The organism is Mesorhizobium sp. CA5 (assembly GCF_020165105.1).
Lineage (GTDB): Bacteria > Pseudomonadota > Alphaproteobacteria > Rhizobiales > Rhizobiaceae > Mesorhizobium.
Genome location: NZ_JAIUHJ010000018.1, coordinates 114,234 through 128,292 on the forward strand (window position 1 = coordinate 114,234; position 14,059 = coordinate 128,292).

At 65.2% G+C, this 14,059-nt stretch carries 13 protein-coding genes; 9 read left to right on the plus strand and 4 right to left on the minus strand.

What is annotated here, in order from left to right; all coding sequences use genetic code 11:
* The first annotated feature begins 52 nt into the window (after positions 1-52).
* The 9 genes from LB529_RS22145 (at position 53) to LB529_RS22185 (ending at position 9,334) form a co-directional block, all read left to right on the plus strand.
* A complete protein-coding gene (locus LB529_RS22145) occupies positions 53-532 on the plus strand; it encodes a formate dehydrogenase subunit gamma (protein ID WP_095766057.1) in 480 nt (159 codons plus the stop codon).
* Positions 529-2,085, plus strand: coding sequence for a formate dehydrogenase beta subunit (locus LB529_RS22150; RefSeq protein WP_224712345.1), 1,557 nt, complete (start codon positions 529-531; stop codon positions 2,083-2,085). Before LB529_RS22145 ends, LB529_RS22150 begins: the two co-directional genes overlap by 4 nt.
* Positions 2,086-2,095: 10 nt before the next feature.
* A complete protein-coding gene (gene fdhF / locus LB529_RS22155) occupies positions 2,096-5,008 on the plus strand; it encodes a formate dehydrogenase subunit alpha (RefSeq protein ID WP_224712346.1) in 2,913 nt (970 codons plus the stop codon).
* Positions 5,009-5,152: 144 nt separating this feature from the next.
* Positions 5,153-5,983, plus strand: coding sequence for a formate dehydrogenase accessory sulfurtransferase FdhD (gene fdhD, locus LB529_RS22160; RefSeq protein WP_224631299.1), 831 nt, complete (start codon positions 5,153-5,155; stop codon positions 5,981-5,983).
* The gene (locus tag LB529_RS22165; RefSeq protein ID WP_224712347.1) at positions 5,973-6,284 is read left to right on the plus strand and encodes a formate dehydrogenase subunit delta; all 312 of its coding nucleotides are present in this window, start codon (positions 5,973-5,975) and stop codon (positions 6,282-6,284) included. The genes fdhD and LB529_RS22165 overlap by 11 nt, the downstream gene beginning before the upstream one ends.
* Before the next feature lie 111 nt (positions 6,285-6,395).
* On the plus strand, positions 6,396-7,946 hold the full coding sequence (locus tag LB529_RS22170) for an alpha/beta fold hydrolase (RefSeq protein WP_224712348.1): 1,551 nt from the start codon (positions 6,396-6,398) through the stop codon (positions 7,944-7,946).
* Positions 7,947-8,055: 109 nt separating this feature from the next.
* The gene (locus LB529_RS22175) at positions 8,056-8,529 is read left to right on the plus strand and encodes a carboxymuconolactone decarboxylase family protein (protein WP_224526914.1); all 474 of its coding nucleotides are present in this window, start codon (positions 8,056-8,058) and stop codon (positions 8,527-8,529) included.
* An 85-nt stretch (positions 8,530-8,614) separates the two neighbouring features.
* Entirely contained in the window at positions 8,615-8,977 is a 363-nt protein-coding gene (locus LB529_RS22180; RefSeq protein ID WP_027166011.1) for a nuclear transport factor 2 family protein, read from the plus strand.
* A 42-nt stretch (positions 8,978-9,019) separates the two neighbouring features.
* Positions 9,020-9,334, plus strand: coding sequence for a hypothetical protein (locus tag LB529_RS22185; RefSeq protein WP_095766062.1), 315 nt, complete (start codon positions 9,020-9,022; stop codon positions 9,332-9,334).
* Between the two features lie 186 nt (positions 9,335-9,520).
* On the opposite strand, the gene LB529_RS22190 is transcribed toward LB529_RS22185, so the two are convergent.
* From LB529_RS22190 to LB529_RS22205, 4 genes are all read right to left on the minus strand, one after another.
* Positions 9,521-10,948, minus strand: coding sequence for a gamma-aminobutyraldehyde dehydrogenase (locus LB529_RS22190; protein WP_224712349.1), 1,428 nt, complete (start codon positions 10,946-10,948; stop codon positions 9,521-9,523).
* A 111-nt stretch (positions 10,949-11,059) separates the two neighbouring features.
* Positions 11,060-11,875 carry an ABC transporter permease gene (locus tag LB529_RS22195; protein WP_140629170.1) on the minus strand — a complete coding sequence of 272 codons (816 nt, stop codon included), beginning with the start codon at positions 11,873-11,875 and terminating at the stop codon, positions 11,060-11,062.
* Positions 11,865-12,830: an ABC transporter permease gene (locus LB529_RS22200; RefSeq protein WP_224603159.1), complete on the minus strand. Its 966-nt coding sequence runs from the start codon at positions 12,828-12,830 to the stop codon at positions 11,865-11,867. Before LB529_RS22200 ends, LB529_RS22195 begins: the two co-directional genes overlap by 11 nt.
* A 223-nt stretch (positions 12,831-13,053) precedes the next feature.
* Positions 13,054-14,052 carry an ABC transporter ATP-binding protein gene (locus tag LB529_RS22205; protein WP_224603160.1) on the minus strand — a complete coding sequence of 333 codons (999 nt, stop codon included), beginning with the start codon at positions 14,050-14,052 and terminating at the stop codon, positions 13,054-13,056.
* Positions 14,053-14,059 lie beyond the last annotated feature (7 nt).

Sequence of the window (14,059 nt, forward strand, 5' to 3'; positions counted from 1 at the left end):
TCTATATGCTGGGGTGACATACATTGGCCGCCACGACCAGGGAGGGCGCTGCGTGAGCATGCAGGCCGCAAGTACCGAGATCGCGTCGCGCACGGCGGCGATCATTGATGAGATGAAGGGCCTCGAAGGCCCGTTGCTGCCGATCCTGCACAGCATACAGGAAGAGTTCGGACATGTTCCGAAAGACGCGCTGCCGGTGATCGCCGATGGGCTGAACCTATCGCGGGCCGAGGTGCACGGCGTGGTCAGCTTCTATCACGATTTCCGCGCCAAGCCCGCCGGACGGCACGTGCTGAAGCTCTGCCAGGCCGAAGCCTGCCAGTCGATGGGTTCGGACGCCGTCGCGGCCAAGATCAAGCAGTTGCTGGGCATCGATTTCCACGAGACCACGCGCGACGGATCGGTTACACTGGAGCCGGTCTATTGCCTCGGGCTTTGCGCCTGCTCGCCGTCGGCGATGCTCGACGGCGAAGTCATCGGTCGGCTCGATGACGAGAAGATCGAAGAGATCGTCGCGGAGGTACGTTCATGATCCCGCGCATCTATGTCCCGGCAGATTCCGGCGCGCTGGCGCTCGGTGCCGAAAAGGTCGCCAAAGCGATAGAGAAGGAACTCAAGGAGCGCGGCGTCGAAGCCAAGATCGTGCGCAACGGCTCGCGCGGCGCCTATTTCCTGGAGCCGATGGTCGAGGTGGCCACGGCTGAGGGCCGCGTCGCCTACGGGCCGGTCAAGCCGTCCGACGTCAAGAGCCTGTTCGACAGCGGCTTCCTCAAGGGCGGCCATCACAAGCGCTGGCTGGGCTCCCCCGACAAGATCCCCTTCTTCGCCAAACAGACGCGGCTGACCTTCGCGCGCTGCGGCATCATCGATCCGCTGTCACTCGACAGCTACAAATCGCATGGCGGCCTGAACGGCCTGCAGAATGCAGTGGCGATGGCGCCCGCGGACATCGTGAAACAGGTGACCGAGTCCGGTTTGCGCGGCCGCGGCGGCGCCGGCTTCCCGACCGGCATCAAGTGGAAGACGGTGCTGGATACGGCGGGCGAGCAGAAATACATCGTCTGCAACGCCGACGAAGGCGACAGCGCCACTTTCGCCGATCGCATGATCATGGAAGGCGATCCCTTCGTGCTGATCGAGGGCATGGCGATCGCCGGCATCGCCACCGGCGCGACCAAGGGCTTCGTCTATATCCGCTCGGAATATCCGCATGCGGTGGCGACGATGAACAAGGCCGTCGCGCTCGCCCGTAAGGCGGGCGTGCTGGGCGTCAACGTGCTGGGCTCGCCCAACGCCTTCGACATGGAAATCCGCGTCGGCGCCGGCGCCTATGTCTGCGGCGAGGAAACCTCGTTGCTCAACAGCCTTGAGGGCAAGCGTGGCGTGGTGCGCGCAAAGCCGCCGCTGCCCGCGATCCAAGGCTTGTTCGGCAAGCCGACGGTGATCAACAACGTGATCAGCCTGGCCTCGGTGCCTGTCATCATGGACAAGGGCGCTGCCTACTACAAGGATTTCGGCATGGGCCGCTCGCGCGGCACGATCCCGATCCAGATCGCCGGCAACGTCAAGCATGGCGGCCTGTTCGAGACGGCTTTCGGTCTGACGCTGGGCGAGATCGTCGACGACATCGGCGGCGGCACGTCCACTGGGCGTCCGGTGAAGGCGGTGCAGGTCGGCGGTCCGCTCGGCGCCTATTTCCCGCGCGCTTTGTTCGACACGCCGTTCGACTACGAGGAATTCGCCAAGCGCGACGGGCTGATCGGCCATGCCGGCATCACCGTGTTCGACGACACCGCCGACATGCTGAAGCAGGCGCGCTTCGCCATGGAGTTCTGCGCCATCGAAAGCTGCGGCAAGTGCACGCCCTGCCGCATCGGCTCGACGCGCGGCGTGGAGGTTCTGGACAAGGTCGCCGCCGGCATCGAGGCGGAAAAGAACCTCGCTCTGGTCACCGACCTCTGCAACACGATGAAGTTCGGATCGCTTTGCGCGCTGGGCGGCTTCACGCCCTACCCGGTGATGAGCTCGATCACGCATTTCCCCGAGGATTTCAAGCCCGCGCCGGCGCGCGTGGCGGCTGAATAGGAGCTGGCAGATGAACATCAAGGCCGACTTCCCGACACTCATCGAAGAAATCGACTACGGCACGCCGGAGTCGAAAGCGACGAAGCAGGTGACCCTGACAGTCGACGGGCAAAGCATCACCGTGCCGGAAGGCACCTCGATCATGCGCGCGGCCATGGAAGGCGGCGTCGAGATCCCGAAGCTCTGCGCCACCGACATGCTGGACTCTTTCGGTTCCTGCCGCGTCTGCCTGGTCGAGATCGAAGGGCGCGGCGGCACGCCGGCTTCCTGCACGACGCCAGTCGGCGAAGGCATGGTGGTGCGCACGCAGTCCGACCGGCTCGACGCCATCCGCCGCGGCGTCATGGAACTCTATGTCTCCGACCACCCGATGGGCTGGAACGAAAAGGCCGGAACCGGCGCCAGCGAGTTCGACGCGGTGGCGAAGTCGGTCGGCCTCACCGAGAACCGCTACGGCGTCGAGGGCCGCAACCACGTCAAGGAAGAAGGCGGCGTCGCGCCCGGCCACGGCTCGCTGGCGGTCGACTACATCGCCCGCGACGAATCCAATCCCTATTTCACCTATGATCCGGCACAGTGCATCGTCTGCTCGCGCTGCGTGCGCGCCTGCGAGGAGGTGCAGGGCACCTTCGCGCTGACCATCGAGGGCCGCGGCTTCGAATCGCGCATGGTCGCCGGCATGCATGAGGACTTCATCGCTTCCGAATGCGTGTCCTGCGGCGCCTGCGTGCAGGCCTGCCCGACCGACGCGCTGCGCGAGAAGACCGTGCTCGAGAAGGGCATGCCGGAGCGCTCGGCCGTCACCACCTGCGCCTATTGCGGCGTCGGCTGCTCGTTCAAGGCCGAGGTCAAGGATGACGAGGTCATCCGCATGATGCCCTACAAGGACGGCAAGGCGAACCACGGCCATAGCTGCGTCAAGGGCCGTTTCGCCTATGGCTATGCCACGCACAAGGACCGCATCCTGTCGCCGATGGTCCGCGAGAAGATTTCCGATCCGTGGCGCGAAGTGACCTGGGAAGAGGCGATCGCCCATACGGCGAAGGAATTCCGCCGCATCCAGTATCAGTATGGACGCACGGCAATCGGCGGCATCACGTCCTCGCGCTGCACGAATGAGGAGACCTATCTCGTCCAGAAGCTGGTGCGGCAGGGCTTCCGCAACAACAACGTCGACACCTGCGCGCGCGTCTGCCACTCGCCGACCGGCTACGGGCTCGGCCAGACCTACGGCACATCGGCCGGCACGCAGGATTTCGATTCGGTCGAGTTCACCGATGTCGCCGTCATCATCGGCGCCAATCCGGCTTCCGCCCATCCCGTCTTCGCCTCGCGGCTGAAGAAGCGGCTGCGCCAGGGCGCCAAGCTGATCGTGCTCGATCCGCGCCGCACCGAAATGGTCAAGTCAGCGCATATCGAAGCCGACTACCACCTGCCCTTGAAGCCCGGCACCAACGTGGCGGTGCTGACGGCGCTGGCACATGTCATCGTCACCGAAGGCCTGTTCGACGAGGCCTTCATCCGCGAGCGCTGCGACTGGGCCGAGTTCCAGGACTGGGCATCCTTCGTCGCCCTGCCGGAAAACAGTCCCGAAACCGTCGGCAAGCTCTCGGGCGTCGATCCGGAGCTGATCCGGGGTGCCGCGCGCATGTATGCCAAGGGCGGCAACGGCGCGATCTACTACGGCCTCGGCGTGACGGAGCACAGCCAGGGCTCGACCACGGTGATCGCCATCGCCAACCTCGCCATGGCCACGGGCAATATCGGCCGTCCGGGCGTCGGCGTGAACCCGCTGCGCGGCCAGAACAACGTGCAGGGCTCCTGCGACATGGGCTCGTTCCCGCATGAATTGCCGGGCTACCGCCACATCTCGGGCGAAGCGGTGCGCGACATCTATGAAAGCCTGTGGGGCGTGAAGCTGGACGATGAGCCGGGTCTGCGCATCCCCAACATGCTGGACGCCGCTGTCGACGGTTCGTTCAAGGGCATCTACATCCAGGGCGAGGACATCCTGCAGTCCGATCCGGACACCAAGCATGTCGCCGGCGGTCTCGCCGCGATGGAATGCGTGGTCGTGCACGACCTCTTCCTCAACGAGACGGCGAACTACGCGCACGTCTTCTTGCCGGGTTCGACCTTCCTCGAGAAGGACGGCACCTTCACCAATGCCGAGCGCCGCATCAACATGGTGCGCAAGGTCATTGAGCCGAAGGCGCGCTATGCCGACTGGGAAGCGACGCAGGAGCTTGCCCGCGCCATCGGGCTCGACTGGAACTATACCCATCCCTCGCAGATCATGGACGAGATCGCCCAGACGACGCCGAGCTTCGCCGGCGTCTCGTTCGAGCTGCTCGACCGCGTCGGCTCGGTGCAGTGGCCATGCAACGAGAAGGCGCCGCTCGGCACGCCGATCATGCATGTCGACGGCTTCGTGCGCGGCAAGGGCAAGTTCATCCGCACCGAATATGTGGCGACGGACGAGCGGACCGGTCCGCGCTATCCGCTGCTGCTCACCACCGGACGGATCCTGTCGCAGTACAATGTCGGCGCGCAGACCAGGCGCACCGAAAACGTCACGTGGCATGCCGAGGACCGGCTGGAGATCCATCCGCACGACGCCGAGGTCCGCGGCCTCCGCGACGGCGACTGGGTGCGGCTGGCGAGCCGTTCGGGCGAAACCACGCTGCGCGCGCTGATCACCGACCGCGTCTCGCCCGGTGTCGTCTACACGACCTTCCATCACCCGGACACGCAGGCCAACGTGATCACGACCGACTTTTCGGACTGGGCGACCAACTGTCCGGAATACAAGGTCACCGCCGTGCAGGTGGCGCCGTCCAACGGTCCGACCGACTGGCAGAAGGACTATAACGAGCAGGCCAAGCAGAGCCGGCGCATCGCCCCGTTGCAGGCGGCGGAGTAGGTGTGTCGAGGCAAGAGCTTCAATCTTGACGGCTGATCGACCCCCACTCCGTCGAGCTTCGCTCGACACCTCTCCCCCGATCGACGGGGGAGAGGAAAGGTGCGAGTTGCTGCGAAGGATGGGCAGTACAGGGAGGCGCGCCTCGTGACGAAAGAACGTCCCGCCATTTCCCAGATCTCTCGCCTCGCGCATCGCGACGGCGGCACCGCGGCCGCGAACCGCATGGTGCCTGAAGAGACGCCGGTGGCGTTCTCCTTCGCCGGCACCACCCATGCGGTAATGATGGCGAGCCCCGCCGATTTCGAGGATTTCGCGCTCGGCTTCTCGCTGACCGAAGGCATCATTGCCGGCCCGGCAGAGATCGAGGCGATCGAGGTCGAGGATCTCGGCGCCGGTATCGACATCCAGATACGGCTCAAGGACAAGGCCAACACGCGCTTCCAGGCGCGGCGGCGCAGGCTGGCCGGGCCGGTCGGCTGCGGGCTGTGCGGCATCGAATCCATCGAGGAGGCGATGCGCTCGGTCGACGCCGTTGGTGCATCGCGACTTACGCTTCAATCTGACGATATAACAAGCGCCGTCCGCCTGCTGTCGAAGCAGCAGCCGCTGCACAAAGAGACCGGCGCAGTGCATGCCGCCGGCTTCTACGTTCCAGGCAAGGGCATCGTCATGGCGCGCGAGGATGTCGGCCGTCACAACGCGCTGGACAAGCTGGCCGGCGCGCTGGCCAGGGCCGGCATCGACGGCGCGAGCGGCGCCGTCGTGGTGACCTCGCGCGTCTCGGTGGAGATGGTGCAGAAGACGGCCGCCATCGGCGCCGCGATCATCATGGCGGTCTCGGCGCCGACCGCGCTCGCCATCCGCACGGCCGAGGCCGCCGGCATGACGCTGGTGGCGCTGGTTCGCGGCGACGATTTCGATATTTTCACCCACCCTGAACGGGTGGCTTCCGGAGTTGCCAAGCATGTCGCATGACGAAGACCACATCACCAGCACCAGGGAGAAGCTGGTGCGCATGGCCAACCAGATCGCCACCTTCTTCCATTCGAAACCGCGCGAGGAAGGCATTGCCGGCGTTGCCGAGCACATCAACAAGTTCTGGGAGCCGCGGATGCGGCGCCAGTTCTTCGAGATGCTCGACGCCGGCACCGAGAATTTCGACGAGCTCGTGGTCGCCGCCTCGGCCAGGATCAAGCGGCCGATCAGCCCCGCGGAGGCCGACATGAAGCTTGGTCTTACGGCCTTCCCGGCAGATGTCGCCGCTTCGCAAAAATAGCGTAGCGACCGGGCGGTCTTATATTTCTTTCTGCTAAAATTTAAGCTGCCGCTATCCGCGCGGCTCTGCTATGTTTGACGATCGGAAAATCGTCGGGCCGGGCGGAAACTCGTGAGGCCGATCGAGACGCGATATGCCCGCAGCGGGGACGTGCGGATCGCCTATCAGGTGGTCGGCCAAGGCGCGTTCGATCTTGTGTTCGTGCCGGGCTTCATCTCCAATCTCGACCTGCACTGGGAAGACGAAGGCTACAGCCGCCTGTTGAAACGGCTTTCGGCTTTCTCGCGGCTCATCCTGTTCGACAAGCGCGGCACCGGGCTCTCCGACCGTGTCGATGCCCGTCATCTGCCGAGCTTAGAGGCCCGCATGGACGACGTGCGCGCGGTGATGGACGCGGCCGGCAGCGGTCGGGCGGCGATCCTCGGCGCCTCGGAAGGCGCGCCGATGGCGATGCTGTTCGCCGCCACCTATCCGGAGCGGACGCGCGCGCTGGTGCTTTATGGCGGCTATGCGCATTTCCACAAATGGGTGATGCCGCCGGAGCGGCTGGACGCCTTCATCGAGACGGCGGAGACGTCGTGGGGCACCGGCGCCACCTTGCCCAATTTCGCGCCTGGCCGTGTCGACGATGCGCATTTCGCCCAGTGGTGGGCCCGGTTCGAGCGGCTGTCGGCGAGCCCGACCGCCGCGGCAGCCCTTGCCCGCATGAACGCCGATATCGATGTGCGTGGCATCCTGGCGATGATCAGCGCGCCGACGCTGATCATCCATCGCCGCAACGACGTCCGTGTCGATCCTGACGCCAGCCGCTTCCTGGCGAAGAAGATCCCGCATGCCCGGCTGGTCGAGATAGCCGGGCGCGATCATCCGATCTGGACCGGCGATGTCGATCGCGTGGCCGACCTGATCGAGGAATGCCTCACCGGCGAGCCCGCGGTGGCCGACACCGAGCGCGTGCTGGCAGCGCTGCTGGTGACGCGCATCTACGACACGGCCAGGCTCGGCGATCGCATGTGGAGCGAGCGCAGCCAGCGCTTCCAGGAAACCTGGCGGCTTCTTGTCGGCCGCCATGGCGGCCGCACGGTCGGCACGCATGGCGAATTGATGATGTCGCGCTTCGATGGGCCGGCGCGCGCCGTGCGCTGCGCCGCGGCATTGCGCGAGGCGGCGCAGCAGATCGGCGTGGCGAGCGCGCAAGGTGTGCATGTCGGCGAGATCGAAATGCGCGGCCAGCCGGTCGGGCTGACGGCGCGGGTGACGATGCAACTCGCCACGCATGCCGGACGCGGCGACATCCTCGCCTCGCGGCTGGTCGCCGATCTCGCAACAGGGTCCGGCCTGCATTTCGTCGATGCCGGCCGCGTCAGCCTCGAGCTGGATGAGCCCATGCCGGCGGTTCTGGCGACGTCGGAGCAGCATCTGGAGCCCGCCTGCCGGCCCGGGGCCAGGCCGGCCGAGCCGCCCGCGCTGACGGCGCGCGAGAGCGAGGTGGTGAACCTGATCGCCGATGGCAAGAGCAATGCGGCGATCGCCGCCGAGCTCAGCCTCAGCGAGCACACGGTCAAGCGGCACGTCGCCAACATTCTATTGAAGCTCGATCTGCCGTCGCGGGCGGCGGCGGCGGCATTTTCGGCGAGGCACACTGGCCCGGACGGGCCATGAGAGCCATGGCGCTTTCGGGGGAAGCGCCGGGGCTGCCACAAGCGATACCAATTCACCCCATGCAGGCCGGGCGATGTCGCCGAAAGGGCGCTGCGAAATGGAGGATGAAATGCTGAAACTCAATCGCAAGATCGGATTGCTGGCATTCGCCGCGGGCGCATTGCTGGCCATCACTCCGGCGCATGCCGAAGACGCTTCGGCCAGCGCCGCCTACAAGGACATCCAGGCCACCCTCGGCTCGGTGCCCGACATGTTCAAGACCTTGCCGGACGTCGCGGTCGCCGGCGCCTGGGCCGAGATCAAGGGCGTGCAGCTCAACCCCAAGACCGCGCTCGACGGCAAGACCAAGGAGCTGCTGGGCCTTGCGGTCGCCGCGCAGATCCCCTGCCAGTACTGCATCTATTTCCACACCGAGGCCGCCAAGCTCAACGGCGCGAGCGACGAGGAGATCAAGGAGGCGGTGGCCATGGCGGCGATCGTGCGCCACTGGTCGACGATGCTCAACGGCAGCCAGGTCGATCTGGCGACCTTCAAGAAACAGACAGACGACGTGTTCGCGGCCGTCAAGGCCAAGTCGCAGTGAACGAAATTCCTGCCCGACGATGATCGCCGGGCAGTCCTTCCCTCGTCAACAGCCCGATCGAGAAGACGGGCACATGGAGGATGACATGCTGACCAAGACACAGACAGTGGACGGCGCGGCGATCAAGAAGGCGATCGAAGGCCGTGACGGCAAGCTCCTGTCGAGCTTCTACAATGACGACGCGCTGGTGCGGGTGATCGACCGCAACAATCCGCCGAGCAAGCCGCGCGAGATCCGCGGCCGGGCGGCGATCAGCACCTTCTGGGACGATATCTGCAGCCGGGCGATGACCCACAAAGTCGACACCACGATCGCCGAGGGCGACAGCCTCGCCTTCACCCAAGCCTGCGCCTATCCGGACGGCACGAAGGTGTTCTGCGCGGCGATGCTGGAATTGAAGAACGGCCGCATCGCACGCCAGACCGTCGTGCAGGCTTGGGACGAATAGATCAACCGCGGGCTCAACCGCAAATCAGGGAGGAGAACCAAAATGTTCAGTGCCAGATGGCAGATCGACGCCAAGTTCGGTCACAAGCAGACTGCGCTCGAGCTGATGCGCAAATGGGAGCGTGAGATCGGGTCGCAGGTCGGGCTCGCCGACATGAAGTTCCAGCTCATGACCGGTTCCGTGGGCGCGCGCGAAGCGACGATCGAGGCGCACCACCAGGTCGAAAGCCTGGCCCAGTTGGAGGAGTTCTTCGCCAAGATCGCCAAGATCGACGCGCATGCCAAATGGGGCAAGGAGCTGGAGCCCTATGTGGTGTCGGGCACCAGCAAATGGACGATCTTCCGGATCGTGGAGTAGTGGCCTGAGCGCCGCCCGGCCTTCTCCCCTTGTGGGAGAAGGTGGCTCGGCGCGCCGCGCCGAGACGGATGAGGGGTGCTCCAGCTTGGCGCCAAGCTACCCCTCACCCGGATTGCCATCCGATTTGCGAAGAGCAAATCGGGGCAATCCGACCTCTCCCACAACAAGGGGAGAGGTAAAAGGAGCCTACCCGTGCGCCACCATCACATGCCGCACGGCGGTGTAATCCTCCAGTGCGTAGAGCGACATGTCCTTGCCGTAGCCGGACTGCTTTAGGCCGCCATGCGGCATCTCGTTGGTCAGCATGAAGTGGGTGTTGATCCAGGTGCAGCCATATTGCAGGCGGGCGGCGGTCGCCATGGCGCGCGAGACGTCCTTGGTCCATACCGACGAGGCAAGGCCGTAGTCGCTGTCGTTCGCCCAGCTCACCGCCTCGTCGACATCCGCGAAGCGGGTGACCGAAACGACCGGACCGAACACCTCGCGGCGCACGATCTCGTCCTCCTGCAGCGCGCCGGCGACGACCGTCGGCTGGTAATAGAAGCCGGAGCCTTCGCCCGGCTTGCCGCCGGTGGTGATCTCGATGTGCTTCAGTTCCGAAGCGCGCTCGACGAAGCTCGACACACGGTCGCGCTGGCGGCGCGAGATCAGGGGCCCGATCTCATTGTCCGTATCGTCCGGCTGGTTGTACTTGATGGTCGAGACCGCGGAGGAGAGGTCGGCGACGAGCTTGTCATAGATCTTCTTGCCGGCATAGATGCGGCAGGCGGCGGTGCAATCCTGGCCGGCATTGTAATAGCCGAAGGCGCGCAGGCCGTTGACCACGGCGCCGAGGTCGGCGTCATCGAAGACGATGACAGGCGCCTTGCCGCCGAGCTCCAGATGCGTGCGCTTGACCGACTTGGCGGCTGCCTGCAGCACCTTCTTGCCGGTGGCGACATCGCCGGTGATCGAGATCATGTTGACCTTGGGGTGGTTGATCAGCGTGTTGCCGACGCTGTCGCCGCGGCCGAGCACCACATTGACGACGCCCTCGGGCAGGATCTCGGAAAGGATCCTCGCGAGTTTCAGCGCCGTCAGCGGTGTCTGCTCCGACGGCTTGAAGACCACCGTGTTGCCGCCGCCGATCGCCGGGGCCAGCTTCCAGGCCATCATCATCAGTGGATAATTCCAGGGCGCTATGGAAGCGACGATGCCGATCGGGTCGCGCCGCACCATCGAGGTGTGGCCCGGAATATACTCGCCGGCCACCTGGCCCGGCATCGAGCGCACCGCGCCGGCGAAGAACCGGTAGCAGTCGACGATCGCCGGAATCTCGTCATTGAGCACGGCATTGATCGGCTTGCCGCAGTTCAGCGCCTCGAGCGGGGCGAACTCCTTCGCTTCGGCCTCGATGCGGTCGGCAATCTTGAGCAGGTAGCCGGAGCGCTGCGCCGGCGTGGTGCGCGACCAACTGACGAACGCTCGTTCGGCGGCACTAACGGCAGCCTCGATCTGCGCGGGGCTCGCCTCCGGCAGGTTGAGGATCGTCGCCCCGGTTTTCGGATTGAGGATCGGCTCCTCGGCCTCGGTGCCCTTCTCGAATTTCGAGCCGATCAGCATTTGGGTGTCCATTGGATTTCTCCCTTAACAGGAGCGAATAGGGAGTAGCGAATAGCGAGTAGGGTTTGGCCATCGATTTCCCTATTCGCTATTTGCTATTCGCTACTCCCTATTCGCTGTTTTTCATTTTCCACTGCCCGCAATCTGATCGCCGTCGCGGGTCAGGTAATAGGCAAAGAGGATCGGCAGCAGCGTCACCAGCACGACGACCATGGCCACGACATTGGTGACCGGGCGCTGGCGCGGGCGGATCAGTTCCTCCAGCATCCAGATCGGCACGGTCTGCTGTTGGCCGGCGGTGAAGGTGGTGACGATGACCTCGTCGAAGGACAGCGCGAAAGCGAGCATGCCGCCGGCAAGCAGCGCGGTTGCGATGTTCGGCAACACGACATGCCGGAAGGTCTGAAAACCGTCGGCGCCGAGATCCATCGAAGCCTCGATCATAGAGCCCGACGTGCGGCGGAAGCGGGCGACGGCGTTGTTGTAGACGACGACCACGCAGAAGGTTGCGTGGCCGAGCACGATCGTCCAGAACGAGAACGGGATGTCGGCGAGCGCGAAGGCCGAGCGCAGCGCAATGCCGGTGATGATGCCGGGCAGCGCGATTGGCAGGATGACCAGCAAAGAGATGGCCTCGCGGCCGAAGAAGCGCGTCTGCGAGACGGCCGCGGCGCAGAGCGTGCCGAGCACCAGCGCGATCGCCGTGGAGATGGCGGCGACACGGACCGACAGCGACAGCGCCTCCCAGACATCCGGCCGGTTCCAGGTGACGGCGAACCATTGCGTGGTGAGCCCCGGCGGGGGCCAGACGAAACTCTTCTCTTCCGTCGTGAAGGCGTAGACGAAGATCAGCAAGATCGGCAAATGCAGGAAGAGCAGGCCGCAGGCGGCGGCGATCTTCAGGCCGAGCGGAGCAGATTGACCACGGTCAGAGCGCATCGAAAGCCCCCATGCGCTTGGCGCCCCAGAGATAGAAGCCCATGATGACGATGGGCACCACGGTGAAGGCGGCGGCCAAAGGAATGTTGCCGGCGGTGCCCTGCTGCGAATAGACGGCCTGGCCGATGAAGAGGCGCGAGGTGCCGATGATCTGCGGGATGATGTAGTCGCCGAGCGTCAGCGAGAAGGTGAAGATCGACCCGGCGACGATGCCGGGCAGCGCCAGCGGGAACAGCACGTTGCGGAAGGTCTGTCCCGGCGAGGCGCCCAGATCGGACGAAGCCTCGACCAGATTGCCGGGCACGCGCTCGAGCGCGGCCTGAACGGGGAGGATCATGAAGGGCAGCCAGACATAGACGAAGACGATGAACGTGCCGGTGAAGGAGACCGACAGCGAGTTGCCGCCGACAACGGGGAGCGACAGCCAGCCGTCGAGCAGCCAAAGCAGGTTGAGCTTGGCGAGCAGCCAGGTGAGGATGCCTTCCTTGGCGAGGATCAGCTTCCAGGCATAGATCTTGACCAGGTAGCTCGACCACAGCGGCAGCATGACGCCGAGATAGAACAGCGCCTTCCAGCGGCCGCGCGCATAGCGCGCCGCATAATAGGCGATGGGGAAAGCAATGATTGCCGAAGCAAGCGTGACCAGCGCCGCCATCGTCACCGTGCGCAGGATGATGTCGAGATTGGCGGCCTGGAACAGGTCGCCATAGGTCTTCAGCGTGAACTCGCGGTTGATGAGGCCGGAAAACTCGTCGATCGAGAAGAAGCTCTGCAGGAGCAGCGCGAACAGCGAACCGATATAGACGATGCCCAGCCAGAGAAGCGGCGGCAGCAACATGAGCAGCAGCAGGAGTTTTGGGCGACGCCAGAAGAGGTCGGAGAGTGCGCCGCGCATGCCGCCGCTGCCTGGCAGGATGGCGGGTGTGGGGTTGGATTGAGCAGCGGCGATGGTCATGGCGCCGCCGCGTGTTGAACGGGATCAGGGGAGAGGCCGCGATCCTTCGCCCCCCTCTCTGTCCTGCCGGACATCTCCCCCGCAAGGGGGGAGATTGGATGTCGCGGCCGCTTTCGCCAGTTGCCAACGTGACAGGATTGGCGAGGCCGAGAAACTGCTGATCTCCCCCCTAGAGGGGGAGATGGCCGGCAGGCCAGAGGGGGGCGCCTCGCGCAAACCTTCCTCATGCCGGCTCGTCCATCAGATGCAGGTTGTCGCGGTTGAAGGTCAGCACCACCGCCTCGCCCTCGGCCGGCAGCGCCATTCCCGCCGGCACCACCGCATGCAGCCTCAGCCCGTCGGCATCGAGCGCCAGCCTCGTCGTGGCGCCGAGATAATTGGTCCCGACCAGGCGGGCGGCGACACCGTCGCCGCTTGCCGCACTTGAAACGCGGATCGACTCCGGACGCAGGCTCCCCCAGCGGTGCTGGCCGGAATAGCGCTGGACGAAATCCGGCGGCAGCACATTGGACGAGCCGACGAAATCGGCGACGAAGCGCGTGTTCGGCCGCTGGTAGATATCCTCCGGCGTGCCGACCTGCATGATCCTGCCGTCGTTGAAGACGGCGACGCGATCGGCCATGGACAGCGCCTCGCCCTGGTCGTGGGTGACGAAGACGAAGGTTATGCCGAGCACTTTCTGCAGCGACCTCAACTCCTCCTGCATGTTCTCGCGCAGCTTGAGGTCGAGCGCGCCGAGCGGCTCGTCGAGCAAAAGCACCTTGGGCTGGTTGACCAGTGCACGCGCCAACGCAACGCGCTGGCGCTGGCCGCCGGAGAGCTGGCCGGGACGGCGCGCGCCGTAGCCCGGCAGGCGCACCAACGAAAGCGCTTCCTCAGCCGCCTTCAGCCGCTCGGCCTTGCCGACACCCTTGACCATCAGGCCGTAGGCGACGTTGTCGAGCACATTCAAATGCGGAAACAGCGCATAGTCCTGGAAGACGGTGTTGACGTTGCGGCGATAGGGCGGAACGCCCTCGGCGCGCTCGCCGAAGATGGAGATCGAGCCCGTCGTCGGTTGCTCGAAGCCGGCGATCAGTCTGAGGCACGTCGTCTTACCGGAACCGGACGGCCCCAACATGGCGAAGAACTCGCCGGGCACGATGTCGAGATCGACGGCGTCGACGGCGCGCACGCTGCCGAAATGGCGCGAGACTTGTTTGAAGGAAACGGCAGAGGTCATGGGCCCA